We start from the raw sequence: 24,750 nt of genomic DNA, 5'->3' as shown, positions 1-24,750 counted from the left end.
TGGTGGGGTTGTTGGCATTGTTGGCTTTGTGGGGTGCGAGGGGCTCTGGGGCTCTCTGAGGGCCCGTGAAAGCCTCTGACGGCCCCTGAGGCCCCCTGGCCCCCTGAGTTTTCCTGGGGCCTCCTAGGTCGCCCTGGTATCGCGTAGCGCGTAGCGCGTAGCGCGGGGCAGGGAGTACGGCCCCGCCGCCCCCTCCCGGACGCAGATGAACGAACCGCCCCCATGGCCTGGCCGAGGCCGTGGGGGCGGTTCGTTGCGTGGGCCGGCGCACCTCGGGTCCGGCGCGCCTCTGGGCTCGTATGGGCTCGTACGGGCATGTACGGGTATGTATGGGCTCGTACGGGCTCGTACCCGGTACTCGTCGATCCCGGCCCCCGTACGCCCCCACGTCCCTCTACAGGGAGCTACCTCAACAACCCCCGCCACAACCTCAAGCGCGCGGCCCGCCGAGCTCCTTGGCGGCCTCGGTGAGGTCCTTGGCCGTGTCGATGGCCCGCCAGTACGCGCCGTTCGGCAGCGGGAAGCCGGCCAGTCGGCGTTCCCGGGCCAGGCGGGGGAACGTGGTGCGCTCGTGGTCCCCGCGCGCGGGCAACAGCCCGGTGAAGGCGGCGGAGAAGACGTAGACACCGGCGTTGATCAGATAAGGGGAAGGGGGCGACTCGATGAAGTCGAGGACGTGGCCGAACTCGTCGGTCTCCACGGCGCCCCAGGGAATGCGCGGCCGGGCCAGCGCGAGGGTGGCGTCCGCGCCGCGCTCATGGTGGAAATCCGCCATCTCGCGCAGCGAGAAGCGGGTCCAGATGTCACCGTTGGTCGCGTACCAGGGCTCTTCGGGCCGGGGGAGCGAAGCGGCGGCGTACTTGAGACCGCCACCGCGACCGAGGGGTTCGGTCTCGACAACGGTCGTGACACGCAGCGGCAGTTGCGCCTGGGACAGCCAGTCCTGGAGCACCTCGGCGAGATGGCCGCAGGAGACGACCGCGTCCGTGACGCCCTCGGCGGCCAGCCAGGTGAGCTGGTGGCCGATGATCGGGGTCCCGGTGCCGGGGATCTCGACCATCGGCTTGGGGCGGTCGTCGGTGTACGGGCGGAGCCGCGAACCCTGGCCTCCGGCCAGGACCACGGCCTGCGTGGGGTGCGGGTACGGGGCTGTCATGGGTCGCACCCTATGCGGTGCGAGCCGGGCTCACTGGACAGAGGCGACGCCGGTGGCGAACGACGTATCGCAGACCGGCCGGGACCACGCCTGCGCCCGGTGCGCGGCACCGCCGTACTTGGCGACCGCGGCACGGCCGAGGGCGCGCGCGATGGCCACGCAGTGTTTGGCCAGCGAGGGGCGCTTGGTGGTCTCCTCCTGGAGGTGGGTCAGAGCGACACCGGGGTTCTTGTCCTGGAGTTCCACCAGGAGCCGGTCACGGAGCACGTCCTGCGGCGCCCGGGAACCGGCCTTGGTGGAGGCGTTCTCGGAGGACGCGGTCAGCATCTGCGAGTCCGTCCCGGGAGACGCCCACGGAACGCGGGTGACCGCGAGCGTCCCGGACAGGACGAGCACGACGGGAAGGACAAGGGCGAGGGTTCGGCCGATACGGCGGGCTGCGGAGTTCACGGGGCGATGGTAGCGAGTAGTGATGATTTGGCGACATTTAGTCACCGAATCGAGGGATGTTTTCGCTCGATGTGCGCTCGTGATGTTGACGTACGGGCTCGAAATGACGGCTCTGCCGGGGTATTTGTCGACACGGTGGGTGTGGTGGCGGGGTGGTCCGGGGTGGGTGGTGATCCGGTGCGGACGGCGCCGCCATGGTGCGTACGACCGCAGCGGCCGCTGCCGCTTCTGCGGCTTCTGCGGCTTCTGCGTACGGGGCGTACGGCGCCCCGTACGCCCGTGTGCGCCCGTACGCAGAAGCGGCGGTGCCGCCCCGAAGGGCCGACACCGCCGCTCAGCGAGGATCGCTCAGTCGCTCAGTCGCTCAGTCGCTCAGTCGCTCAGTCGCTCGCCCGTCGAGGTGGAGAAGACGTGCGTCTCACCCGGCCGCGGTACGACGTGCAGCTCGGTGCCCTTCTCCGGGACCTGCCGCCCGTTGACGCGTACGACCAGGTCCATGTGCTCGTCGCCGACGACCGCGGACCCGTACACGTACCCGTCGGCGCCGAGCTCCTCGACGACGTTGACGGTGACGGCCAGGCCCGCCGGGGCGTCCGCCGCCTCCTTGGAGAGCGACTTCGCCGCGCCGCCGTTCTGCTCGACGATGTCGAAGTGCTCGGGGCGGACGCCGACGGTGACCGTACGGTCGCCCTTGTCGGCGGCGGCGGCCAGTGCCTCCCGGCTGACCGGCACGACGCTGTTGCCGAACTTCACGCCGCCGTCCGTGATCGGCACCTCGACCAGGTTCATCGCGGGAGATCCGATGAAGCCCGCGACGAAGAGGTTGCTGGGACGGTCGTACATGTTGCGCGGCGAGTCGACCTGCTGGAGCAGGCCGTCCTTGAGGACGGCGACCCGGTCGCCCATCGTCATGGCCTCGACCTGGTCGTGGGTGACGTAGACCGTGGTGATCCCGAGGCGGCGCTGCAGGCCGGCGATCTGCGTACGGGTCTGCACGCGCAGCTTGGCGTCCAGGTTGGACAGCGGCTCGTCCATCAGGAACACCTGCGGCTCCCGGACGATCGCCCGGCCCATCGCCACACGCTGCCGCTGACCGCCGGAGAGCGCCTTCGGCTTGCGGCCCAGGTACTCGGTCAGGTCCAGGATCTTCGCCGCGTCCTCGACCTTCTGCCGGATCTCCGCCTTGTTCACGCCCGCGATCTTGAGCGCGAAGCCCATGTTGTCGGCGACGGACATGTGCGGGTACAGCGCGTAGTTCTGGAACACCATGGCGATGTCCCGGTCCTTCGGCGGCAGGTGGGTGACGTCGCGGTCCCCGATCCGGATCGCGCCGTCGTTGACGTCCTCCAGCCCCGCCAGCATCCGCAGCGACGTGGACTTCCCGCACCCGGAGGGCCCGACCAGGACGAGGAACTCGCCGTCCTCGATCTCGATGTCCAGCTTGTCGACGGCGGGCTTCTCGGAACCCGGGTAGATGCGGGTTGCCTGGTCGTACGTGACCGTAGCCATGGTGTGTCCCTTCACCGGCAGGAACGTGCCGGACGATCCGAGTAAAAGGAGTGGTGTAGTCCACTGCTGTGGACTGACCGTGACGGTACCCGGGCCGACGCCCGGTGTCAGTAGCCCGCGGGTCACGAAATAGCGGCGCCAGGTAGGCTGCCTGCCTGGGTACACTTCACCAGGACACGCCTCCTTAGCTCAGCTGGCCAGAGCAACGCTCTTGTAAAGCGTAGGTCGTCGGTTCGAATCCGACAGGGGGCTCAGCGAGTGGGGAGCCCCAGGTCACGGCGTGATCTGGGGCTTCTCTCATCACTTGGTGCGACGCCGGCGGCGCGCTGGACCCACGCGTACCTGCGCCGGTGAACACTCCGTCGGCGTTCGCCGTCTCCGACGCCTCGGTCCTGCTGGCGGTCTTCGACCCCGGGGTCGCAACTATCGCGCCGCCTGCGAGGTGCTGGGGCCCGCCCACGGGCGAGCTCCACGTACATGGACAGTCCAACGGCGCACCTAATGGGCGAGGTGGCTTTTCCATCTACATCAACCAATGCCCGTCTGTCGGAAAAATCCGCACCCTCCTCGGCGCCCCTGCCGGAATCAATGATTTTCGCACTGCGTACGACGTCACAACCCTGGCCGGTGCCAGCACGTGCCAATAATCTCGGACGCGGGAAAACCGTTCATCGCAAGATGAGGTAGAGGGCAGGTGATCGCGTGGTGGAACAGGCGCCGGCAGGGCAAGCCCTGGCGCGCTCGTACACCACTGGTGACGGGCAGGTCAGGTTCGAGATTGCCGATCTGTCCGTGCAGCATCACGAAAACCGCAGTATCACTTTCACGTACCGGATCACCGTCGTGCGCCAAGGGCACCAGGACGAACACTGGGAAGTCGCTCTCCCGTGGAACGACAAGTCCTTCACCGATGTGCTCACCTCCCCTCAGCCCGATCCTGTTCGGCTAATGCAACTTGCGGACTTGGTCCGCAGCTTGCTCGAAGAATGGTGGGACACCAAGGGACACAGCCGGCAGTCGGCGAACATGGGTCGACAACTGAGCTGACGCGTCACCAGTAGACCCACCCTTCGCGCGGGCGGAATGCGCGAGGGCCCGGAGCCCCGGCAGCGGCTCCAGCACCGACAACGGCGAGTGGAGTACTGGCCGAAGTCGACGCCCGCCTGCGGGCTGTCGAGGGCAGTGCCCGCGCCCTGTACGCGCAACTGTCCGTGCCGCACGCCCCGGCCAGCGCCCCTGGCCACCGCTGCGGCCCTGGTCGAACAGCTCACCCGGCTGCGCCAGCACACCGACCTCTTGCTGGAGCGCGCTACCCCGCTCCCCGAGCACCGGCTGTTGCCCGGTAGCGGAGCTTGTTGTTCCGGGCGTGGTGGGCAGGTTGGTGGTGTCGGGTGTCGTGGGGCTTTGCGTTGTGCGGGAGTGGGGAGTTGAGGGTTTTTAGGCGCTCAGTGGTATGTCGCGGGTCGTTTGGGTCTTGGCGGCTGTTCGGGCGGCTTGTACGAAGGGGGTGCGGGATGCGGCGAGGCTGCGCGGGTGCCAGGCGAGGACCAGCATGGTGCCCGGGTCGTCGGCCATCGGTACCGCGACCACACCCGGGCCCAGCCGGCGTTTGATGCTCTCGCCCACTACCGTGGTGAGTTTGCCGAGCGCCACCAGGTCGACGATCTCGTCGATCGCGGCGTGCGGGGACGGGCCCTGGAAGAAGGGGTCCCGGAGCAGTTCGCTGCGGTCGACCGTGGGGCGGGTGGCCAGGTGGTGCCCGGAAGGGAGCAGGGCGACCGGTCGTTCCGGCGCCAGGTCCTCGCTGTGCAGTCCGTTGAGGTCGTCGGTGCTGCAGAGCAGGCCGATGTCGGCTGTTCCGTCGCGTAGCGCGCCCGCCTGGTTGTCGGTGAAGACGATCTCGGTGGGCAGCGCGCCGCTGCGGCCCGTGTAGACCTGCATGACGTCGGCGAGCATCCCGGTGGCCGTACCCGGGCGTACGGCGACGACGAGCCGGTCGGCGCGGCCTGCCTGCCGCGCGCGCCGAGCGGCGGTGTCGACGGCGTCCAGGACCGCGCGGGCGTCCGACAGGAAGATCTCGCCGGCCGGCGTCAGTTCGACCCGGCGGCTGGTGCGGTGGAACAACTCTGCTCCGATGCGCCGTTCGAGTCGGGCAATTGCGCGGGAGAGTGGTGGCTGGCTGATGCCGAGCCGTTCCGCAGCCCTGGCGAAGTGGAGTTCCTCCGCCACGGTGACGAAATAGCTGAGTTCGCGGGTCTCCAACCGATCCATACCTTCAGGGTATCGAACGTGATCAGAACCATCATGGCTCCGGCGGCCGCTCGGTGTTTGAGTGGGAAACGAAACGCCCTTCGGGAGCAGACGGGTGAGCAATCGGGTGAGCGGTCGGGTGAACAGCTGGTTTTCCGGCGGGCGGAAGATGTGAGACCCGGGGCGTATGAGGTCCTGGCGTGAACCGGAATGCGGGCCGGATGGCGGTTCTGAATGTGGATGTGGATCTGTGCGAGGAGAGATCGTGAGCAATATTCCTACGGCGGCCGGGGTCGTCGAATCCGAGCAGCTCGGAAAGACGCTCGTGCATGAGCACGTGTTCGTCATGGGGGAGGAGTACCGGCTCAATTACGACAGGGAATGGAACGAGGAGGAGAAGGTTGCCCAAGCGGTTTCGGACCTGAACGGGCTGAAGGCCCTGGGGATCGATTCGATCATGGATCCGACCGTTCTCGGGCTCGGTCGCTACATACCCCGTATCCAGGCCGTGGCCCAGCAGACGGACCTCAATATCGTGGTCGCCACCGGACTGTACACATGGAACGATATGCCGCAGCAGTTCGGCTACCGCGGGCCCGGTGAGATCATCGACCGGCCTGAGCCGCTGACCGAGTTGTTCGTCAGGGACATCACCGAGGGAATTGCCGGCACCGGGGTACGCGCGGCCTTTCTCAAGTGCGCCATCGACGAGCCGGGACTGACCCACGGCGTGGAGCGGACGATGCGCGCGGTGGCGCGGGCCGGAGTGGAGACGGGTGTGCCGGTCACCGTCCACACGCACGCCGCTTCCCGGTCGGGCCTGGTGGCTCAGCGGCTCCTGCTGGAGGAGGGTGTGGAAGCGGGAAAAATCATCATTGGCCACTCGGGGGACTCGACCGATCTCGCATACCTCATCGAGCTAGCCGATAACGGTTCGCTGCTGGGGATGGACCGCTTCGGTGTCGACGTTTTCTTGCCGTTCGAACAGCGGGTCGCGACCGTGGTGGAACTTGTCCGCCGTGGATATGTCGAAAGTCTGGTGCTCTCGCATGATGCCTCGTGCCACATCGATTTCTTCGATGATCCGAAGGTGATGGGTGAGAAGTGGAATTATCGGCACATCAGTGAGGATGTTCTTCCTGCGTTGCGGGCGGCAGGGGTGAGTGAGGACGAAATCCACACGATGTTGGTGACGAATGTTCGGCATCATTTTGGGTGAGTTGGGTGTGTGGGGGGAGGGGGGCAGCCCCGCCGGGCCGTCCGGCGGGGCTGTGGTTGCGCATCGGGTGGGGGTCGGTTCCGTACGTGAACTGGGTGACCGGATTCGGAGTCGGATTTCGATTTCGCGATCCGATCTCACGTATCAGCTGGGAACTGCCACCCGTTCCACGGGAATCCACAGTTCGGCATCCGCCTGGGTGCCGTCGTCCGAGATGCGGGTGCGCAGGATCTCGGGTCCCGGCCTGCTCTGGTACGGGTTGGACGGGAACCACTCCGTGAACACGTCCCGCCACAGAAACTGAAGCGCTTCGGGGAACGGTCCGGAGTTCTCGAAGACCGCCCAGGTTCCTGCCGGGACGGCGAGCGTGTCGAGGTCTCTGAGGTCCTCCGGGGTATTCGGCATATTCGGGGTGCCCGGCGTGCCCGCCTGGGTCACCACGCCGTGGTAGTAGTCGAGTTCGGTGCCCTCTGCGCGGCTCGGATCGAGGTCGTCGCTCACCGCTACGATCCCCTCCGGCTGCTGATCGGACAGTGCGGCGATCCGCTGCATCGTCTCCCGGTCGATACTCCGGATGAAGTCCGCGATTTCCGGGTTCACCCCTCGGTGGAGGAGCGGAACCCGGGCCTTCTTGCCGACGACGTGGAACTGGTCCTTCTCCACGACCCTGTATCGCATGCTGCTGCTCCCTTCGACAATGAGACGGAAGGACATCCGGGGCTGGGAATGCAGCGCAGCGCCGTTCCTCCGGGCTTCGCCGGGACCCACACCGTGTACGGCCCGGAACGCCCGCGCGAACGCTTCGCCCGAGCCGTATCCGTACCGCACCGCGATTTCCAGCAGCGTCCGATCGCCCGTGAGCACCTCGGCCCCCGCAACCGTGAGCCTGCGGCGTCGGATGTATTCCGACAGTGGAATCCCGGAGAGTGCGGAGAACATTCGGCGGAAGTGGTATTCCGACGTCATGGCGATCCTCGCCAGCTCGGTCACCTCGATCCGGCGGCAGATATGCGCCTCGATGTGTTCCAGGGCCTCGTTCAGCCGTTCCAGCACTCCGGTCTCCTTCCCTTACTCCCTTGACGTTAGGAGGACTGCATGGTCTCGCACCCGACATCCTGTGCCCGGTTCGGTGGGGTGCAGTGGAGTGCAGTGCAGTGGGGTTCGGCGGGGTGACATCTGCGCGTGGCGGCGTAGGTTCGCGCCATGGCGAGTCCGATGCGGTGCGGGGACTATGAGCGGCGGATGGCGCGGGCGGCCCGTGCCGCGGAGGACGCGGGGCTGGCGGGGATGATCGTGACGCCGGGGCCGTTGATGGTGTGGCTGTGCGGGTACACGCCGGTGCACTTCCGCGGGTTGGTGACCGCACTGGTCGTCTCGCCGCAGGGTCGCCCGCAGTTGCTGGTGCCGGCGGACGAGAGGGGCGTCGCGGAGCGGGCCGTGGGGTCGGGCCGCTGGAGTTGACCGCTTGGGCGAGGGAGGCGGACAGCGCGGGCCCGTACGGCCTGTTGGCCGAGTGGATGCGGCCCGGCGGGCGGCGGGAGAGCGAAGTCGCGGCCGGCATCGTGCGGTTGCTCATGGAGAGCGGGCACAGTGCGGTGGCTTTCGCGGTCGTCGGGTCGGGTGCGCACGGCGCCGATCCGCGCCACGAGGCATGCGAACGGGGCATCGGGAGTGGCGACATGGTCGTACTCGACGTCGCCGGCCTGAAGGACGGTTACGGGTCGAATACCGGCCGGACCGTTCGCGTGGGCTCGCCGCCGTCGGCTGAGGAGCGGAGGGTGCACGAGGTCGTACGGGAGGCTCAGCAGGCGGCCTTCGACGCAGTGCAGCCGGGAACAGCCTGTCAGGAGATCGACCGGGCTGCGCCGCGGGTCGTCGAGGGGGCGGGATACGGGGAGTACTTCACCCACCGTACGGGGCGGCGCATCGGTGCCGTCACGCACGAGCCGCCGTACCTGGTCGAGGGCGAGCAACTGCCGCTGGCGCCCGGGATGTGCTTCTCGATCGAGCCGGGCATCTATCTTCCAGGGCGGTTCGGCGTGCGGATCGGGGACATCGTGACATATACCGAGACGGGTGGGCGGTGGCTGAACGGGAGTGACAGGGAGCTGTTGAGGGTGGTGGATTGACGGTGGGGACATATCGGAGGCGGAGGAGGAGGGGAAGGCGGGTGCGTACGGCAGCCAGGTGCGGGCTGTGTGTGGCGTGGTTCTGACTGCCGGGTTCTGACTGCCGTACGCAGCTGAGTCGGCCGTAAGCGACGGCTTACGGGATCAGGACGACCTTGCCCATCGTGCCGCGACTCTCCAGGGCGCGGTGTGCGGCCGCTGCCTCGGCGAGCGGGAAGCGCTGCACGTCGGGTATGAGACGGCCGGCCGCTGCCTCGGCGAGGGAAGCGGTCTCCAGCGTGCGCATCGGGTTGTCGCCGCCTGCCTTGGCCATCATCACCGGGCCGAGTACGGACTCCGAGGTGATGCCACGTTCGGCCAGCTCCCCCTCGGCGAACTCCGGCGGACCACCGGCCCGCAGCCCGCCCGAGGACCAGCCGAAGACGAGGTGACGGCCGCCGCGGGCGAGCAGTTCCACGGCGGCGCGGCCCGGTTCGCCGCCTACGGAGTCGAAGACCAGGGTGGCGCCGTCGGCCCCACGCTCGTCCAGGAAGGCGCGCACCTCGGCGGGCCAGTCGGCCTCCTTGTAGTCCACCGCCAGGTCGGCCCCGAGCTTCCGTACGCGTTCGGTCTTGACCGGGCCGCCCGCGAGGCCGATGACGGTCGCGCCGGCGTTCTTCGCGTACTGGACGAGCAGCGAGCCGATACCGCCGGCCGCGGCCGGGACGATCGTGATGTCGTCGGCGGTGAGGTCGGCGAAGAGCAGGATGCCCATGGTGGTGCGGCCGGTGCCGATCATGGCTACGGCCTGGGCCTCGTCGAGATTGCCGGGGATGTCGTGGAGCTTTTCGGCGTCGACGACGGCCTGTTCGGCGTAGCCGCCCGGGTTCATGCCCAGGTGGGCGACGACGCGTCGGCCCAGCCACGCGGGGTCCGTGCCTTCGCCGAGGGCGTCCACCGTGCCCGCGACCTCCCGGCCGGGGACGGTCGGCAGGTCGGGGAGCGGAGCCGGGCCGCCGGTGAGGCCCTCGCGCAGGGCTGTGTCGAGCAGGTGGACACCGGCCGCCGCCACGGCGATCCGGACTTGCCCGGGGCCGGGGCGGGGGGCCGCGGTCCGCTCGTACGTGAGGTTTTCGGCGGGGCCGAAGGTGTGCAGGCGGATCGCGTGCATGGTGGTCTCCTGGTGAGGGTGGGGTGGGGTGGGGTGGGGTGCTACTGGCGGGTGGCGGGTGGCGGGTGGTGTTGGTCGCTGGAGCTGGAGCTGGAGCTGGTGGCCGGTGGCCGTATGAGGTGGCTGTCCGGGGGGTGTTGGCCTTCACTCTGGGTCCTCAACTTTGGTTGAGGTCAAGCCTGGACGGTCCTGAGGTATTTCCTGGGGCGCGCCAAGATCACGATGGTCTGAAGCGCACGGCGGTGGCGCTGTCGATGCGCGCGTTCGAGGGGGCGTTTTCGCTGGTCAGAGGGTGGTGCCGAGGGATTGTCAGTGGGGTGGTTCACGATGGGGGCAGTTGGAGGTGCGGGGCGGGCTCGGGCCGGGAGGCCGGACGGGAATCCGGAGCGGGGAATCGGGAGCGGGAGTCCGGGGCGGGATCTGGGATGGAAGACAGAAAGGCGGTGGGCGGGCGTGAGGGAGCGTGACGGCGGGACGAGCCGGTCGGTGCGGCAGGACCGGGCGGTACGTCAGGACCGGGCGATACGTCAGGACGGAGCGGGGCGTGAGGGCGGAGCGGCTCGGCAGGGCGGAGCGGGGCGTCCGGGCGGAGCGGGTCGTCCGGTGCGGGAGGTGCGGCGGCCGACGGTGCGGCTGCCGGAGCTGGAGCCTTATAAGGACGCCGAGTTGGAGACCGAGGGGGATTACGACGGGCTGGAGTTCGCGGACGCCGACCTGGTGGGGCAGTCGGGGCACGGGGCCCGGTTCATGGACTGCGCGCTGCGACGGTGTGCGCTGGACGAAACGGCCTTGAGCCGGGCGCGGTTCATCGACAGCGTGCTGGAGGGGGTGCGCGGGGTGGGGACGGACCTGTCGCAGGCGTCGCTACGGGACGTCGAGGTCCTGGACGCGCGGCTCGGCGGTGTTCAGATGCACGCGGCGGTACTGGAGGGGGTGCTGGTGCGTGGCGGGAAGATCGACTTCCTCAATCTGCGCAAGGCGAAGCTGAAAGATGTCACCTTCGAGGGGTGCGTGCTGGTGGAGGCGGACTTCGCCGGCGCGGAGCTGGAGCGGGTGAGCTTCGATGACTGCACGCTGTCGAGGGCGGACTTCAGCGGTGTACGGATGCGCGATGTGGACCTGCGCGGGGTGGACCGGCTGGACATCGCACGGGGGATCGACCGGCTGGCAGGCGCGGTGATCAGCGCGGCGCAGCTGATGGAGCTGGCACCGGCGTTCGCCGCGGAGATAGGCGTACGGGTGGAGTGACCCCCCGGGGCCGCGGGGGTGAGTCACGGGGCAGCAGGGCCATCAGCACCATCGGGATCATCCATCAGGACCAGGGGGAAGCGGGCAGCGGGCCGGGGGAGGGCGAGCGGGGCCGGGAGGCGTAGCAGGACCAGTAGGCGGGCCGGAGCGGCGGTGGAGGCTGGAGCTGGGATGGAAGGGGGAGGAGCAGGGATGGAGTCGGTAGCCGGGGCGGGTACGGCGGCGCGCGGGGGCGAGGCGGCCGGACGGGTGCTCAGACGCGGGGGAAGCGGGCCTGGAGGTCCCATACGGCCGGGTTGTCACCGAGCCCGTCGTGCAGGTCGGTGAGGTCCGCGATCAGGTCGTGCAGGAAGTCGCGGGCCTCGCGGCGGAGCGCGGAGTGCTGGAAGGTGAGCGGGGCTTCGTCGGCCGGCATCCAGTCGGCGTCGACGTCCACCCAGCCGAAGCGGCGTTCGAAGTACATCCGGTCCGCCGATTCGGTGAAATCCAGCTCCGCGAACTGCGGCTGTGCGGCGCGGTTGCCGAGGGGATCGCGGTCGATCCGTTCGACGATGTCACACAGGGCCCAGGCGAAGTCCAGCACCGGCACCCAGCCCCAGGCGGTCTGGACCTCGCGGTCCGCCTTGGTGTCGGCCAGGTAGACGTCGCCGCAGAAGAGGTCGTGGCGCAGGGCCCGCACGTCCGCGGTGCGGTAGTCCGTCTGCGGCGGGTCCGGAAAACGGCGGGAAAGGGAGTAGCCGAGGTCGATCACGTCCCTGATGGTGTCACGCTCATACGTTCGGCGGTGCCGTCGCGGTCGTCGGAGTCGTCCGCCGGACCGGTGGCTGGAGGAGGAGGTGGGGCAGGAAGGGGCGGCCGACCCGCCCGTGCACGAGCGACAAGCCGGTGAGCCGGTGAGCCAGCGGGCCAGCGGGCCAGCGGGCCAGCGGGCCGGCGGGCCAGCGAGCCGGCGGGTTGATAAGCCAGCAGGTCAGCGGGCCAATGAGCAACGAGTCAGAGGTGGGGATGGATCATGTCGGGTTCCATGACCAGACGCTCGGGTGTCGCACTGCTCGCCGCCGCGGCACTGGCGGCGCTTCCGGTGCTCGGTACGGAGCGGGACGCGGCCGCGGTGACCGCGTCGGCGCCCACGGCGGGGGCTGCGGCGGTGGCTGCGGGAGCGGGAGAAGGGACGGGGACGGGAACGGGAGAGGGGAGTGCCGGGGGCTCCGGTGCAGGCCTGAGCAGTGGCCTCGGCAGCGCTCATGGAACGGGTGACCTCGGCAACGGCCGCAGCGGCAGTGGCGAGCGCAGCCCGGGAAATGATCGCGGCAGCACGCAGCGCTGGAGGGGCGGTTGGGCGGCCTCGGCGCAGGCGCCGCACGGGCGGGTTCCGAACTGGTCGACGAAGGGCTTCACCGACCAGACGGTGCGGCAAGTCGTCCGGGTCACCACGGGCGGCGCCAAGGCGCGTATCGAGCTGTCCAACCGTTACGGCCGTACGCCGCTGACGGTGACCGGCGCGACCATCGCCCGTGCGGGCAAGGGGGCGTCGGTTCAGGACGGAACCGTACGGAACCTGCTCTTCGGGCGGCAGCGGTCGGTGACCGTGCCGGCGGGCGGCGAGGTGCGCAGCGACGGGCTGCCGATGAAGGTCACGGCACTGGAGAAGCTGGCCGTGACGCTGTACCTGGCAGGGCCGACCGGGCCGAGCACCTTCCACCAGTCGGCCTACGTCACGACGTACCGCGCGGCGGGCGACCACCGTGCCGACATCGGGAGCGCGGCGTTCACGGAGCAGAGCCAGTCCTGGTACTACCTCTCGGGAGTGGAGGTGGCCGGAGGCAAGGGGGACGCCTGCCGGGGCGCGGTGGTGGCCTTCGGCGACTCCATCACCGACGGCTACGGCTCGACGGCCGAAGCGTACCGCCGCTACCCCGACGTGCTGGCGGAGCGCTTCGCGGCCACCGGGCATCCGCGCAGTGTGCTCAACCAGGGCATCGGCGGCAACCGGATCACCGCGGACTCGACATGGGCCGGGGAGAAGGGCGTGGCCCGCTTCCGGCACGACGTACTCGGCGAGCCGAACGTGGGCTCGGTCATCGTGCTGGAGGGGATCAACGACATCGGAGCCAGCGCCTCACCGGACTGGCCCGGAGGCCCGGCCCCGGACGTTTCGGTTGCCGAACTCGTCAAGGGACACCGCGCGATGATCAAGCAGGCACACGAGGCGGGGGTCAAGGCGATCGGCGCGACGCTGCCGCCGTTCGAGGGCGCCGCGTACTACTCCGAGCGGGGCGAGGCCAAGCGGGACGCGCTCAACGAGTGGATACGGACCTCCGGTGAGTACGACGAGGTCGTGGACCTGGACCGGGCCCTGTCCGACCCGGCCGACCGGGACCGCCTGGCCCCTGCCTACGACTCCGGCGACCACCTGCACCCGAGCGACGCCGGATACCGCGCCATGGCGGAGGCGGTCGACCTGGACGAACTGTGACGAGGTGAGGGCCCGCCGACAGGCGAGTCCTGGCGAGGGGAGGGCCGGCCGACCGTGAGGCATGGCGGGGAGGGGGAGGTCTGGTCGACGGTGAGGCCTGGCGAGGGGAGGGGGAGGCCTGGTCGACGGTAAGGCCTGGCGAGGGGAGGGCTGGCCGACCGTGAGGCATGGCGGGGGGGGGAAGGCCGGTCGACGGTGAGGCCTGACGAGGGAGCCTGATCGGGGAGGGCCGCCGGTGGCTCACCGTTAGCTCAGCGGCGGCTCACCGGTTGCTCACCGGCGGCTCAGTCAGCGGCCCGGCTGGCGGACTGGCCGGTGGCCCGGCCCGGTAGCGACCAACCGGCCCGGTCGCGACCGGCCGGCTCGGCCGCGGCCTCTTGGCCCGGTGGCAGCCTCCCGGCCCGGCGGCAGCTGTCCGTCCGACAGTGACCGCCAGGCCCGGCAGCAGCCGACCGAACTGGCCGCGGCCGGTCCTGCCCCGCCGCTCCCGCCCGGCCCGGCAGCTGCCCCCGGCCCGGCAGCTGCCCCCCGGCCCGGCAGCGGCCGCCCGGCCCCGCAGCAGCGGATGCCTTGCCACGGCAGATGTTTTGGCGGGATCGGTCGCCCGCGATACGTCCTGCGGTGCGCCCCCCGATACGTCCTGCGATACGTCCTGCGGTGCGCCCCCCGATACGTCCCGTGATACGTCCCGCGATACGTACCGCGCCCCGCCGGGATGGAGTTCTCGGCGGGGCGCGATGCGTGGCTGTCTGTCCGGGGGCAGGCCGCTCAGGAGTGGGCTGCGCCGGGGAGGGCCGTGTGGGGTCAGACGTTGACGCCGAAGTCCTTCGCGATGCCGACCAGGCCGGAGGCGTAACCCTGGCCGACGGCGCGGAACTTCCACTCGGCGCCGTTGCGGTAGAGCTCGCCGAAGACCATGGCGGTCTCGGTCGCCGCGTCCTCGCTCAGGTCGTAGCGGGCGATCTCGGCGCCGCCGGCCTGGTTGACGATGCGGATGAAGGCGTTGCGCACCTGGCCGAAGTTCTGGCTGCGGTTCTCGGCGTCGTAGATCGAGACCGGGAAGACGATCTTGTCGATGTCGGCCGGGAGGGCGGCCAGGTTGACCTTGATCTGCTCGTCGTCGCCCTCGCCCTCACCGGTGACGTTGTCACCGGTGTGCTCGATGGACTGGTCCGGCGTGACCTTGTTGTTGAAGAAGACGAAGTGCTGGTCCGAGAAGACCTTGCCGCTCGGGTTGACCGCGATGGCGCTCGCGTCGAGGTCGAAGTCCGTGCCGGTGGTGGTGCGGACGTCCCAGCCGAGGCCGACCGTGACGGCGGTCAGGCCCGGTGCCTCCTTGGTGAGCGAGACGTTGCCGCCCTTGGACAGGCTTACAGCCATGGGGATGTCCCTTTCCTCGTCGAATCGTCGGGCTCCGTACTGCGGACGAAGCTACCGTCACCCTGCACAACGTCACGGAGGGACCGTCGGGTTCCAGCTCCCTTTACTTTCTTTGCCAATTCCTGATGCCGGGGGGCGAGGAGGGGCGGCAGGCGAAGGAGGGGCGGGCGCGGCGGTGCGGCAAAAGAAGGTGACGCGGGCGGGCGGAAGCGGGATCATGGGGGCATGTCAGGGCCCTATGTCATCCGCGGTTCGGTCGTCCTTCCGGAGGCCGAGCTGGTGTGGCGTTTTTCGCGTTCCTCGGGCCCCGGCGGACAGCACGTCAACACGTCGGACAGCCAGGTGGAGTTGCGTTTCGACGTCGCCGCCACCGCCGTGCTGCCGGAGGTGTGGAAGGAGCGGGCGCTGGAGCGGCTCGCCGAGCGCGGCAGGCTGCTGGACGGCGGGGTGGTGTCCGTACGGGCCTCCGAACACCGTTCCCAGTGGCGCAACCGGGAGACCGCCGCCGTACGGCTCGCCTCGCTTCTCGCCGAGGTCACCGCTCCGCCGCCGAAGCCGCGGCGCAAGAGCCGAATACCGCGGGGGATCAACGAACGCCGCCTGCGGGAGAAGAAGCAGCGCGGCGACGTCAAGCGTGGGCGCTCCGGCCGCGACTGGACGTGATCCCCGGCCGCGACCTGGCCGCGAGCGGACGGGATCCCTGGCCGCGCTGGACGTGACCCCGGCCGAGACCGGACGTGGCCCCGACGGCCCGACCCCGGCTGACCCCGGCCGACCGCCCCCAGCTGTGGCCCCGACGACCCGGCCCCCGCCGATCGCCCCCGGCCACTCACCCCCCACCCCCCACCCCCTCACCCCAAATGCCGATACTTCCCCCGGAAGTAGGTGAGCGGTCCCTTGTCCTCCCCCTGGGCCGCCGCCGACAGCACCCGGCCGATCACCAGCGTGTGATCGCCGGCCACGACCCGCTGTTCCGTACGGCATTCCAGGTGCGCCAGTGCTCCGCCGATCAGGGGCGCTCCGGCCTGTTCGCCCCGTTCCGCAGGAATGTCCTCGAAGAGCAGTCGGTCGCTGATGCGGTTTTTCATGGCGAACCGGCCCGCAATGTGCCGCTGCCCTTGCGACAGCACCGAAACCGCCCATAGAGGCTGGTGTTCCAGAAGGTCGTCCATGCGGGAGTCGTTGCGAACGCTCACCATCACCAAGGGCGGTTCGAGCGACACCGACAGGAAGGCGGTGGCGGTCATGCCCACGTCCTCGCCGCGCGGTCCGTCCTCCGGATCGTGCGCGGTGATCAGTACGACCCCGGCGGCGAGCCGGGACAGGGCGGCGCGGAACTCGTCGTCACTCACCCCTCCAGGATGGGGGATCGTCCCACCACCGGGCGCGGAGAGTGGCGTGGTGGGCGCCGCGGGACGATCGTCGGGCGTGGCGGCGGAGGTTTTCGTGAACACGCCATGAACGCTAGTGGGGGTCGTAGGCTGCCCGCATCGGGCCCGGGGACCAGACGCGCCCTAGGTCCGGCGGCCGAGCTCGCCCTTGCGTCCGGATTTGCGTTCAGGAATTGTAGAAGTGCCCCCAGCGACGCCTTTTCGGAGGCCGCCAAGCAGTCGCCACGCTCTGTGACTTGAGTCACAGCAGCCAGTAATTGTTGACCCTGTGTACCGAGTGAACAGCTCACTGTGATTCAGTGGCCGTGGCAATCGGACGACACAGAATCCTGGAGTTGCTGTCGAGGTCTCGGGGAGAGCGAGCGATGGAGACCGAGTCGGAGCCATACGTCCGCCTTGCGACCCTGCGGCAGCTGCACCAAGTGGTCGCCGAGCTGAACACCGCACGCAGCCTCGCAGACACCCTGCAGACCGTCGCCGACGGAGTGATCACGGGGCTCGGGTACGAGCTCGCCGCGGTCAACCTCGTACGGCCGGACGGTGACCTCGTGGTGGCCGCGGTCGCCGGCAGCGCCGGTGCCGAGGCCCTCATGGCGGGCCGGGTCGGCTCCCGCGCTTCCTGGGACCGCCGCCTGAACATGGGCGAGCGCTGGGGCGGCCTGTGTTTCATCCCGCACACCGAGGGCTGGGTGCTGGACGACGACGATGTGCCCCAGTGGCACGCCGCCGGACCCGCGCCGCGCTTCCCGGACGAGTGGCATCCGATGGACCGCCTGCTCGCGCCCATGTACACGGCGGCGAACGGCGGGGGCGAGCTGCTCGGCGTGATCTCCGTCGACAAGCCGCGCAACGGCCGCCGGCCCGGCGCCTGGGGGCAGGAAGCCCTCCAGATGTACGCGTTCCAGTCGGCCATAGCGATCAGCAACGCCCGGCTGCGCGCCAACATGCAGCGCGCGCTGGTCCGCCTGGAGCGTGAGCAGCAGGCCCTGCGCGCCAGTGAGGAGAGCTTCCGGCAGGCGTTCGACTACGCGCCCAGCGGCATGGCCATCGCTGAAATGGGCGGTGACCAGCACGGCAGGCTCCACCGTACGAATGACGCGCTGTGCCGCCTGCTGGGCCGCCCGGCCTCCGCGATGCGCCGTTACTCGTTCTCCGACCTCGTCCACCCCGAGGACATCGGCACCCTGCTGCGGACCTCCGCCGAGGGCGGGCGCGCCGAGCTGCGTCTGGCCCGCCGCGACGGCACGTACGTGTGGGTCTCGCTGCGCAACTCCGTCGTGGCCGACACGGCCGACGGCCCGCGCTTCCTGCTCACCCACGTCGAGGACATCGAGGAGCGCAAGCGCCACGAGCTGCAGCTCGCGCACCGCGCCAGCCACGACGCGCTGACCGGCCTGCCCAACAGCGCCGAGCTGCGGGCCCGGCTCGGCGCCCGGCTGTGTTCGCGCCCGCCCGGCTCGGACGCGGACGCGTACGCCTCGGCCGCCTCCGCCGCGTCGGTCGCGGCCTTCCAGGAGGCGCACGGGTTCGGCTCCGACGGCCCCGAGGTCTTCGACGGGTACGACGTCGCCGACGGCCCGGAGCGTGTGCCGGCCGGCCCGTACGACCACCATGTCCACGTCATCGCGCCGTCGGACGGGCCGGAGGACGACGGGGCCAAGGGGCTCGCGGTCCTCTTCTGCGACCTGGACGGCTTCAAGTCGATCAACGACCGTTTCGGGCACCACACGGGTGACGCGGTGCTCATCGAGGTGGCCCGGCGGCTGACCCACGGGGTCCGGGACGGCGACACGGTCGCCCGGCTCGGCGGCGACGAGTTCGTGGTGCTCGCGGACGGCCTGGGCAAGGCCGACGCGCAGGACCTCGCGGTACGGCTCCGCAGCAGCATCATCCCGCCCATCCGGGTGGACGGCCGGGGGGTGCGGGTCGGCGCCAGCTTCGGCATCGGCTGGGCGTCCTGCGGGATGTCGGCCGAGGAGGTCCTGCAATCCGCCGACCAGCGGATGTACGTGGAGAAGCGGTCCCGCTCGAAGGCGAGCCGGCGCGCGGGCTGACCGGTACGCGGCCCTGCGGACCGGTACGCGGCCCTGCGGACCGGTACGCGGCCCTGCGGACCGATGCGCCCCGGACGGCACCCGCGCGCCGTCCGCAGCACGCGTCCGCAGCGGTCCTGTGGCCGTTATGGATCGGCGTGCCGTCGCCCGAACGGGGTAGGCTGCGCCGATGCGGCGGGGCGCCGCCGGGGGCCTGAAGATCAACACAGCCATCTCGCACAGACCGCTGGGGAGTGACACGGAATGACGGCCGGCAACAACGGTGCGGGCACGCCCGAGGACGACGACCCGTTCGCCCACCTCTACCGCTCCGAAGGCGGCGAGGGCGACGCACAGGGCGCGGCGGGCGGCGGCTCGGCAGCGCGTCGGCCGGGCGTACCGCGTGCCTCGTACAACCAGGTGCGTGCGGTCGGCGAGCGCCAGTACGGGCAGCGCCAGTACGGCCAGCAGCAGGTCCCCGCCCAGCAGCCGTACGGGCAGCAGAACGCCCACTACGCGGCCCCCGAGACGCTCCCGGGCGGCGACAATGCCCGCCAGGGCCCGCCTCCGGGCAACGGCGGTGCGCCCCGGCGCAACCACAAGGGCCTGCTGATCGGGGCCGTCGCGGTCGTCGCGGTGGTCTGTATCGGCATCGGCGCGGCGATGCTCACCAACCAGAACAGCGACAAGAAGGACGAAGCGGGCGGCGGCGACCCGACACCGACGGCCGGCGAGTCCGTCCAGCCCAGCAACAAGCCGTCCGGCAAGCCGTCCCAGGGTCCGCTGCCGAAGGAGGCCGCGGCGGCGCTCTCGCTCAGCCCGGAGGCGAGCACGGACAAGTCGGTACCGGGCGCCAAGGCGGCGAACGGCGCGTATGTGTCGCTGAACAAGGTCGGCGCTTCCGCCACTTGGTCGGTCGACGTCCCCAAGAGCGGCGAGTACACGCTGCTCGTCGACTACGCGGTGCCGGGCAAGGACATGAAGACGACGCTCGGGGTGAACGGGGGCAAGAACGACCAGATCAACATGTCGAACTTCGCCCATGCCGCCGAGGGCGCCTGGGACAAGGGCTGGACGACCACCTTCCGGTGGATCACCCTCAACGAGGGCACCAACACGATCAAGATCTCCTGCGAGCAGGGCGACCAGTGCGAGGTCAACCTCGACCGGGTCTACCTCAAGGCGGGACACGTCAAGCGCTGAGGCGCGGCGCGCGTCGACGGCCCGCGGGAGCCGTCGACGCGATGGCGATCGGTACCTCAAGCAGTAATCGGTACCTCAAGCAGCAGCCGCCGCGATGGCGGCCGGTATCTCAAGTACGCCGAGCAGCCGCGACGCTGACCGCCTCTCAAGCAGCCGCCGGATGCTCCGTGACCGTGATCCGCTCCAGCAGTTCCTCGTACGTCCCCCGGTCGAACTCGCCCGCCGCCGGGGCCCGTACGGTCGCCGCCGACAGGGCCACCGCGCGGGCCAGGCGGGCCGGCCAGGGCAGGTCCTCGACCAGGCCGGAGAGCAGGCCGGCCACCGCGGAGTCACCGGCGCCGGTCGGGTTGCCGGCGATGCGCCGGGGCGGCGCGGCCTGCCAGGCGCCGTCCGCGGTGACCACGAGCATGCCGTCCGCGCCCAGGGAGGCGGCCACCGTGTGGGCGCCGCGGCGGCGGGCGTCGCGGGCGGCGCGCAGGGGTTCGGTGGAGCCGGTGAGAGCGGCGAGTTCGTCGGCGTTGGGCTTGGCGAGGTCGGGGCGGGCGGCCAGGCCGCGGCGCAGCGGTTCGCCGCTGGTGTCCAGGAGGACGGGGACGTCCGCCGTACGGGCGGCACGGGTCAGCCGCGCGTAGACGTCCACGGGGACGCCCGGCGGGAGGCTGCCGCACAGGGCCACCGCCCGCGCGTCGACGAGCAGTTCGCGGTAGGTGGACATGAACGCGTCCCACTCGGCGGGGGTGACGATCGGGCCCGGCTCGTTGAGCTGCGTGGTGTCGCCGGTGGCCTCGTCCACGACGGCGACGGTGCGCCGGGTCGCGCCGCCGACCGGGACCAGCGCGTCGGTCACCGACGTCTCCTGGGCGAGCAGCGAGCGCAGGGCGTCGCCGCTGCCGCCGCCCGCGAAGCCGGTGGCGACCGCCTCGTGGCCGAGCGCGGTGAGGACGCGGGCGACGTTCAGGCCCTTGCCGCCCGGTCGCTCGGAGACTTCCGTGACGCGGTTCGTGGAGTGCGGCTGGAGCCGGGGCACGCGGTAGGTGATGTCGAGGGCTGCGTTCAGCGTGACCGTGAGGATCATGGTTCCCCCTCCCCGGAACGTACGTGGACGGACGGCGGCACACCGGGCCGGCGGCCGGTGGGTCCGTGCGGGACGGACAGGTGCGCGGGTGCGCGAGTGCGCAGCGATCATGCCATCGCGAGCGGCGGTTGGCCCAGCCCTTGGGCCAACCGCCGCACGGTCGGTACCGCTCCGGTCGTGCCGAACCGGCCATGTGCCACCTGAGAGGCGGTACGCCTCACCCGTCCCGGCGACGCCCGGCGCACCCCCTCAGGGACGGCGCCCGCGTCCCGTCCCGCGCCTCACAGGACGGCGCCCGCGCCCCCGCCTCGCGCCCCTCCGGCACGCCGTCCGCCCGGCAAGCCGTCCGCCCGGCAAGCCGTCTGCCCGGACGCCAGCCGCCCGGACGCCGTCCGCCCGGCTCACACCCCCGAAGGCCGTACCACCCAAGCGCCCCGCCGCACCACGCCCACCAGGTCGTACGAAGCGTCCAGGACGACCAGGTCCGCGTCCTTGCCCGCTTCGATCGAGCCGGTGCGGTCGCCGATGCCGATGAGCCGGGCCGGGTTCCCGGACAGGGCCCGTACGGCCTGGTCGACGGTCAGGCCGTCGACGGTGAGCGCGCGCTTGAAGGCGAGGTCGAGGGTGAGGGTGGAGCCCGCGATGGACCCGGCGGTGGGGCCTTCGCTGATGCGGGCGACACCGTCCTTGACCTCGACCGTCATCGGGCCGAGCGGGTACATGCCGTCCTCCATGCCGGCCGCGCCCATCGCGTCGGTGATGAAGGCGACCCGGTCGGCGCCCGCCTCGCGGAAGGCCAGCTCCAGGACGGCGGGGTGCAGGTGCGTACCGTCGTTGATCAGCTCGACGGTGATCCGCTCGTCCTCCAGGAGCGCGGCGATCGGTCCCGGCGCGCGGTGCCCGAGCGGCGGCATCGCGTTGAACAGGTGGGTGGCGACGGTCGCGCCCGCGTCGATGGCCTCGCGGGTCGCGTCGTACGTGGAGTCCGTGTGGCCGATGGCGGCGATCACGCCGGCGTCGGCGAGCAGCCGTACGGACTCCAGGCCGCCGGGCAGTTCGGGCGCCAGGGTCATCATCCTGGCGGTGCCGCGCGCGGCGTCGACCAGCTTGCGCACGTCCGCCGGGTCGGGGTCGCGGAGCAGGCCGGGCTGGTGGGCGCCGCAGCGGTGCGGGGAGATGAACGGGCCCTCGAAGTGGATGCCGTCGAGGTCGCCCTGCTCGGTCAGCTCGGCCAGCACGGCGGCCTGCCGGGCCAGGTCGTCGAGGTCGCCGGTGACGGTCGAGGCGAGCAGGGAGGTGGTGCCGCGCCGCCGGTGGGTGTGGATCGCCGTCAGGCACTCCTCGGTGTCGGCGGACGAGAAGGAGCCGCCGCCACCGCCGTGTACGTGGATGTCGACGAAGCCGGGCACGACGAGGTGGCCGGTCAGGTCGATCACCTGGTCGCCGGGGGCCGGGGCGGCCGCCCCGTCGGCGCGCGCGGCGTCGGTGATGCGGGTGCCCTCGAAGGCGACCAGGCCCGCGTCGGCCACGCCGGACGGCAGGGCGACCCGGGCGCCGGTCAGGACGGTGCGCCGGGGGGTCGGGGCGCTGTCCCCGGACTGTTGCAGCGGCATCAGGCAGTTACCTCCGTGGAGAGAAGATCCCAGGCGAGCAGACCTGCGCCCAGGCAGCCGGCGGCGTCCCCGAGCGCAGCCGGAACGATCAGGGGGAGCCGCTGGAAGGTCACCCGTTCGCGGACCGCCTCGCGCAGCGGCTCGAACAGCGTGTCGCCCGCCTCGGCGAGTCCGCCGCCGATGATCAGCGTGTGCGGGTCGAGCAGGGTGAGCGAGGTGACCAGGCCGTCGGCGAGGGCGTCCACCGCTTCCTGCCACACGGCACGCGCGCGGGCGTCGCCGGACTCGACGGCCTTGGCGGCGTCCGCGGCGGTGGCCTTGGGGTCGCCGCACGCCTCGGCCCAGGCGCGGCCGACGGCGGCGGCGGAGGCCAGCTTCTCCAGGCAGCCGCGCTGCCCGCAGCTGCAGGCGGGGCCGCCGGGCCGGACGACGATGTGGCCGATCTCGCCCGCGCTGCCGTGCGCGCCGGCCTCGATACGGCCCTCGATGCCGATCGCGCCGGCGATGCCGGTGCCCAGCGGTACGAACAGGAAGCGGTCGGCGCCCCGGCCCGCGCCGATGCGGCCTTCGGCCAGGCCTCCGGTGCGTACGTCGTGGCCGAGCGCGACCGGGACGCCGCCGAGGCGCTCGGAGAGCAGGGTGCGCAGGGGGACGTCGCGCCAGCCCAGGTTGGCGGAGTAGACGGCGATGCCCCGCGCGTCGTCGACGATGCCGGGGACGACGACGCCGACCGCCGCCGCGGCGGTGCCGAACCGCTGCCGTCCGGTCTCGCGCAGGTCCTCGGCGAAGTCCAGGACCGAGTCGACGACCGCTTCCGGGCCGCGTTCGCGGTCGGTGGGGCGCCGTGCCTCGTGGAGCAGTGTGCCGTCCGCGCCTGCCAGGGCGGCCTTCATTCCGGTGCCGCCCACATCAAGGGCGATGACGTGTCTCACGGGAACAGTTTCGCGCGATCAGCCGCGAAAGGTCTAGTCCACTCGCGGGGATGGCGTGGTTCCGCTCCGGAAAGGCGTGGTCGCGACGGCGTGACCAGCGTGTGTGACAGGCGATACGCAAGCGAAATGAGGGGTGGTGTAGACCTTGTGTGGGTAAACGGGGGAGACTCGTCGTTCATGCCGGTTGAGGGCGGGCCCCTGAAGCCACGGGGCATTCCCCGGCAAGCACGGAACATTCGGGACAAAAGGCGGTAATGGCAGTGCAGCGGCGGTACTTGAGCCTGGCGGCAGCGGGACTCACCACGGCCATGACGCTTTCCTTGTCCGCCTGCGGCAGCGGCGCGGGCGACGGCGGCGACGTCACCCTCAAGCTCGTCGCGGCGGACTACGGCGACAACGAGGCGAACTCCTCGCAGCACTATTGGGACAAGCTCACCAAGGACTTCGAGAAGAAGAACCCGGGCATCAAGGTCGACGTCTCGGTCTACAGCTGGAAGGACGTCGACAAGAAGGTCGAGGACATGGTCAAGTCCGGTAAGGCACCGGACATGGCGCAGATCGGCGCGTACGCGGACTACGCGGCCGAAGGCAAGCTCTACAGCGCCGACCAGCTGCTCGGCATCCCCGTGCAGGCCGACTTCGTGCCCGCCCTCGCGGAGGCCGGGGAGTACCAGCGCATCCAGTACGGGATGCCCTTCGGCGCCAGCACCCGCCGCCTCTTCTACAACAAGAAGCTCTTCGCCGAGGCGGGCATCACCGACCCGCCCGAGACCTGGGCACAGGTCGCGGCCGACGCGGCCAAGCTCAAGGCCAAGGGCGTGAAGATGCCGTACGCGCTGCCGCTGGGCCCGGAGGAGACGCAGGCCGAGACGCTGATGTGGATGCTCAGCGGCGGCGGCGGCTACACCGACAGCATCGGCAAGTACACGGTCGACTCGCGCGAGAACGTCAAGACCTTCGAATGGCTGAAGAAGGACCTGGTCGCCCCGGGTCTGACCGGCATCGACCCGGCCAAGCTCAACCGCCAGGACGCCTTCAACGCCTTCGCGGCCGGTGACGTGGGCATGCTCAACGGCCACCCCACCCTGATGAAGCAGGCCGAGGCCAAGGGCGTCGACTACGGCACCGTCGAGCTGCCGGGCCCCAGCGGCAAGGCCCGCACCACCATGGGCGTCGCCGACTGGATGACGGCGTTCAAGCAGAACGGCCACCGCAACCAGGTCGGCAAGTTCCTGGACTTCGTCTACAACCAGAAGAACGTCATGGACTTCTCCGGCGAATACGGGCTGCTGCCCGTCACCACCTCCGGGTCGCACGCGATGCTCGCCGACAACAAGTACGCCAAGCTGCACAGCTTCCTGCGCCAGCTGGACAACGCCGAGTTCTACCCCGCCAACAAGACCTCCTGGCCGCTGGTCAGCAAGACCGTCAAGGCGAAGATGGGCACGGCGGTGGGCGCCAACGGCAACCCGGCCGGTGTGCTCAGCGACATCCAGAACACGGCGAACGAGGCGGACAACAGCGGCAAGTGACCCG

At 70.6% G+C, this 24,750-nt stretch carries 20 protein-coding genes, 1 tRNA gene and 1 pseudogene; 10 read left to right on the top strand and 12 right to left on the bottom strand.

The window, feature by feature from the left end:
- Nucleotides 1-430: 430 nt before the first annotated feature.
- The 3 genes from A6A06_RS05720 to A6A06_RS05710 all read right to left on the bottom strand — a co-directional run bounded on the left by A6A06_RS05720 (nt 431) and on the right by A6A06_RS05710 (nt 3,115).
- Entirely contained in the window at nt 431-1,156 is a 726-nt protein-coding gene (locus A6A06_RS05720) for a nucleotidyltransferase family protein (protein ID WP_073759364.1), read from the bottom strand.
- A gap of 30 nt (nt 1,157-1,186) precedes the next feature.
- Nucleotides 1,187-1,606 (bottom strand): hypothetical protein, encoded by a 420-nt coding sequence (locus A6A06_RS05715; RefSeq protein WP_073759362.1) that lies wholly within the window; start codon nt 1,604-1,606, stop codon nt 1,187-1,189.
- Nucleotides 1,607-1,978: 372 nt separating this feature from the next.
- The gene (locus tag A6A06_RS05710) at nt 1,979-3,115 is read right to left on the bottom strand and encodes an ABC transporter ATP-binding protein (protein WP_073759360.1); all 1,137 of its coding nucleotides are present in this window, start codon (nt 3,113-3,115) and stop codon (nt 1,979-1,981) included.
- 178 nt (nt 3,116-3,293) lie between these two features.
- Between A6A06_RS05710 and A6A06_RS05705 the strand changes: the two genes are divergently transcribed.
- Both A6A06_RS05705 and A6A06_RS05700 read left to right on the top strand, forming a co-directional pair.
- A tRNA-Thr gene (locus A6A06_RS05705) sits at nt 3,294-3,367 on the top strand.
- Between the two features lie 450 nt (nt 3,368-3,817).
- Complete coding sequence (locus A6A06_RS05700) at nt 3,818-4,162, top strand: hypothetical protein (protein WP_073759358.1); 345 nt, start codon at nt 3,818-3,820, stop codon at nt 4,160-4,162.
- 390 nt (nt 4,163-4,552) lie between these two features.
- Here the strand turns inward: A6A06_RS05700 and A6A06_RS43460 are convergent, their stop codons facing one another.
- A complete protein-coding gene (locus A6A06_RS43460) occupies nt 4,553-5,386 on the bottom strand; it encodes a LysR family transcriptional regulator (protein ID WP_199930686.1) in 834 nt (277 codons plus the stop codon).
- A 244-nt stretch (nt 5,387-5,630) separates the two neighbouring features.
- Between A6A06_RS43460 and A6A06_RS05690 the strand changes: the two genes are divergently transcribed.
- Nucleotides 5,631-6,584 carry a phosphotriesterase family protein gene (locus A6A06_RS05690; RefSeq protein ID WP_073759354.1) on the top strand — a complete coding sequence of 318 codons (954 nt, stop codon included), beginning with the start codon at nt 5,631-5,633 and terminating at the stop codon, nt 6,582-6,584.
- 144 nt (nt 6,585-6,728) lie between these two features.
- Here A6A06_RS05690 and A6A06_RS05685 read toward each other — a convergent pair whose 3' ends face one another.
- Entirely contained in the window at nt 6,729-7,637 is a 909-nt protein-coding gene (locus A6A06_RS05685) for an AraC family transcriptional regulator (RefSeq protein WP_073759352.1), read from the bottom strand.
- Between the two features lie 162 nt (nt 7,638-7,799).
- Between A6A06_RS05685 and A6A06_RS05680 the strand changes: the two are divergent.
- Nucleotides 7,800-8,713: pseudogene (locus A6A06_RS05680) on the top strand (M24 family metallopeptidase).
- Between the two features lie 136 nt (nt 8,714-8,849).
- Here A6A06_RS05680 and A6A06_RS05675 read toward each other — a convergent pair.
- Nucleotides 8,850-9,863 (bottom strand): zinc-binding dehydrogenase, encoded by a 1,014-nt coding sequence (locus A6A06_RS05675; protein WP_073759350.1) that lies wholly within the window; start codon nt 9,861-9,863, stop codon nt 8,850-8,852.
- Between the two features lie 603 nt (nt 9,864-10,466).
- Between A6A06_RS05675 and A6A06_RS05670 the strand changes: the two genes are divergently transcribed.
- A complete protein-coding gene (locus tag A6A06_RS05670; protein WP_073759348.1) occupies nt 10,467-11,111 on the top strand; it encodes a pentapeptide repeat-containing protein in 645 nt (214 codons plus the stop codon).
- Between the two features lie 253 nt (nt 11,112-11,364).
- On the opposite strand, the gene A6A06_RS05665 is transcribed toward A6A06_RS05670, so the two are convergent.
- A complete protein-coding gene (locus tag A6A06_RS05665) occupies nt 11,365-11,862 on the bottom strand; it encodes a hypothetical protein (RefSeq protein ID WP_073759346.1) in 498 nt (165 codons plus the stop codon).
- Between the two features lie 273 nt (nt 11,863-12,135).
- Here A6A06_RS05665 and A6A06_RS05660 point away from each other — a divergent pair, with 273 nt between their 5' ends.
- Entirely contained in the window at nt 12,136-13,587 is a 1,452-nt protein-coding gene (locus tag A6A06_RS05660) for an SGNH/GDSL hydrolase family protein (RefSeq protein WP_242440566.1), read from the top strand.
- Nucleotides 13,588-14,391: 804 nt separating this feature from the next.
- Here the strand turns inward: A6A06_RS05660 and A6A06_RS05655 are convergent.
- The gene (locus A6A06_RS05655) at nt 14,392-14,967 is read right to left on the bottom strand and encodes a TerD family protein (protein WP_073759342.1); all 576 of its coding nucleotides are present in this window, start codon (nt 14,965-14,967) and stop codon (nt 14,392-14,394) included.
- A gap of 225 nt (nt 14,968-15,192) precedes the next feature.
- Between A6A06_RS05655 and arfB the strand changes: the two genes are divergently transcribed.
- Nucleotides 15,193-15,630: an alternative ribosome rescue aminoacyl-tRNA hydrolase ArfB gene (gene arfB, locus A6A06_RS05650; protein WP_073759340.1), complete on the top strand. Its 438-nt coding sequence runs from the start codon at nt 15,193-15,195 to the stop codon at nt 15,628-15,630.
- 188 nt (nt 15,631-15,818) lie between these two features.
- Here arfB and A6A06_RS05645 read toward each other — a convergent pair whose 3' ends face one another.
- Nucleotides 15,819-16,421, bottom strand: coding sequence for a flavin reductase family protein (locus tag A6A06_RS05645; RefSeq protein WP_073759338.1), 603 nt, complete (start codon nt 16,419-16,421; stop codon nt 15,819-15,821).
- A 302-nt stretch (nt 16,422-16,723) separates the two neighbouring features.
- On the opposite strand from A6A06_RS05645, the gene cdgB reads away from it, so the two are divergent.
- A complete protein-coding gene (gene cdgB, locus A6A06_RS05640; protein WP_073759336.1) occupies nt 16,724-18,412 on the top strand; it encodes a diguanylate cyclase CdgB in 1,689 nt (562 codons plus the stop codon).
- A 243-nt stretch (nt 18,413-18,655) separates the two neighbouring features.
- The gene (locus tag A6A06_RS05635; protein WP_073759334.1) at nt 18,656-19,594 is read left to right on the top strand and encodes a CBM35 domain-containing protein; all 939 of its coding nucleotides are present in this window, start codon (nt 18,656-18,658) and stop codon (nt 19,592-19,594) included.
- Between the two features lie 145 nt (nt 19,595-19,739).
- Here the strand turns inward: A6A06_RS05635 and A6A06_RS05630 are convergent, their stop codons facing one another.
- The 3 genes from A6A06_RS05630 to A6A06_RS05620 all read right to left on the bottom strand — a co-directional run bounded on the left by A6A06_RS05630 (nt 19,740) and on the right by A6A06_RS05620 (nt 23,214).
- Nucleotides 19,740-20,669, bottom strand: a complete 930-nt coding sequence (locus A6A06_RS05630; protein WP_073759332.1) for a 1-phosphofructokinase family hexose kinase — start codon at nt 20,667-20,669, stop codon at nt 19,740-19,742.
- A gap of 401 nt (nt 20,670-21,070) precedes the next feature.
- Nucleotides 21,071-22,282, bottom strand: coding sequence for an N-acetylglucosamine-6-phosphate deacetylase (gene nagA, locus A6A06_RS05625; protein WP_073759330.1), 1,212 nt, complete (start codon nt 22,280-22,282; stop codon nt 21,071-21,073).
- Nucleotides 22,282-23,214, bottom strand: a complete 933-nt coding sequence (locus tag A6A06_RS05620) for an ROK family protein (RefSeq protein WP_073759328.1) — start codon at nt 23,212-23,214, stop codon at nt 22,282-22,284. The genes nagA and A6A06_RS05620 overlap by 1 nt, the downstream gene beginning before the upstream one ends.
- A gap of 260 nt (nt 23,215-23,474) precedes the next feature.
- On the opposite strand from A6A06_RS05620, the gene A6A06_RS05615 reads away from it, so the two are divergent.
- A complete protein-coding gene (locus A6A06_RS05615) occupies nt 23,475-24,746 on the top strand; it encodes an extracellular solute-binding protein (protein WP_079193839.1) in 1,272 nt (423 codons plus the stop codon).
- Nucleotides 24,747-24,750: the final 4 nt, after the last annotated feature.

Origin of the sequence: Streptomyces sp. CB02923, from assembly GCF_001905005.1 — a bacterium.
Classification (GTDB): Bacteria; Actinomycetota; Actinomycetes; order Streptomycetales; family Streptomycetaceae; genus Streptomyces.
The sequence above is the reverse complement of the archived record's forward strand: the minus strand, read 5'-3'. Positions and strand labels throughout refer to the sequence as shown.

Bases quoted from the DNA above. Each gene is read 5' to 3' on its own strand.
- A6A06_RS05630 (WP_073759332.1), bottom strand. From the start codon at position 20,669: ATGATCCTCACGGTCACGCTGAACGCAGCCCTCGACATCACCTACCGC.
- A6A06_RS05660 (WP_242440566.1), top strand. From the start codon at position 12,136: ATGACCAGACGCTCGGGTGTCGCACTGCTCGCCGCCGCGGCACTGGCG.
- A6A06_RS05720 (WP_073759364.1), bottom strand. From the start codon at position 1,156: ATGACAGCCCCGTACCCGCACCCCACGCAGGCCGTGGTCCTGGCCGGA.
- A6A06_RS05655 (WP_073759342.1), bottom strand. From the start codon at position 14,967: ATGGCTGTAAGCCTGTCCAAGGGCGGCAACGTCTCGCTCACCAAGGAG.
- A6A06_RS05635 (WP_073759334.1), top strand. From the start codon at position 18,656: ATGACGGCCGGCAACAACGGTGCGGGCACGCCCGAGGACGACGACCCG.
- A6A06_RS05710 (WP_073759360.1), bottom strand. From the start codon at position 3,115: ATGGCTACGGTCACGTACGACCAGGCAACCCGCATCTACCCGGGTTCC.
- cdgB (WP_073759336.1), top strand. From the start codon at position 16,724: ATGGAGACCGAGTCGGAGCCATACGTCCGCCTTGCGACCCTGCGGCAG.
- arfB (WP_073759340.1), top strand. From the start codon at position 15,193: ATGTCAGGGCCCTATGTCATCCGCGGTTCGGTCGTCCTTCCGGAGGCC.
- A6A06_RS43460 (WP_199930686.1), bottom strand. From the start codon at position 5,386: ATGGATCGGTTGGAGACCCGCGAACTCAGCTATTTCGTCACCGTGGCG.
- A6A06_RS05675 (WP_073759350.1), bottom strand. From the start codon at position 9,863: ATGCACGCGATCCGCCTGCACACCTTCGGCCCCGCCGAAAACCTCACG.
- nagA (WP_073759330.1), bottom strand. From the start codon at position 22,282: ATGCCGCTGCAACAGTCCGGGGACAGCGCCCCGACCCCCCGGCGCACC.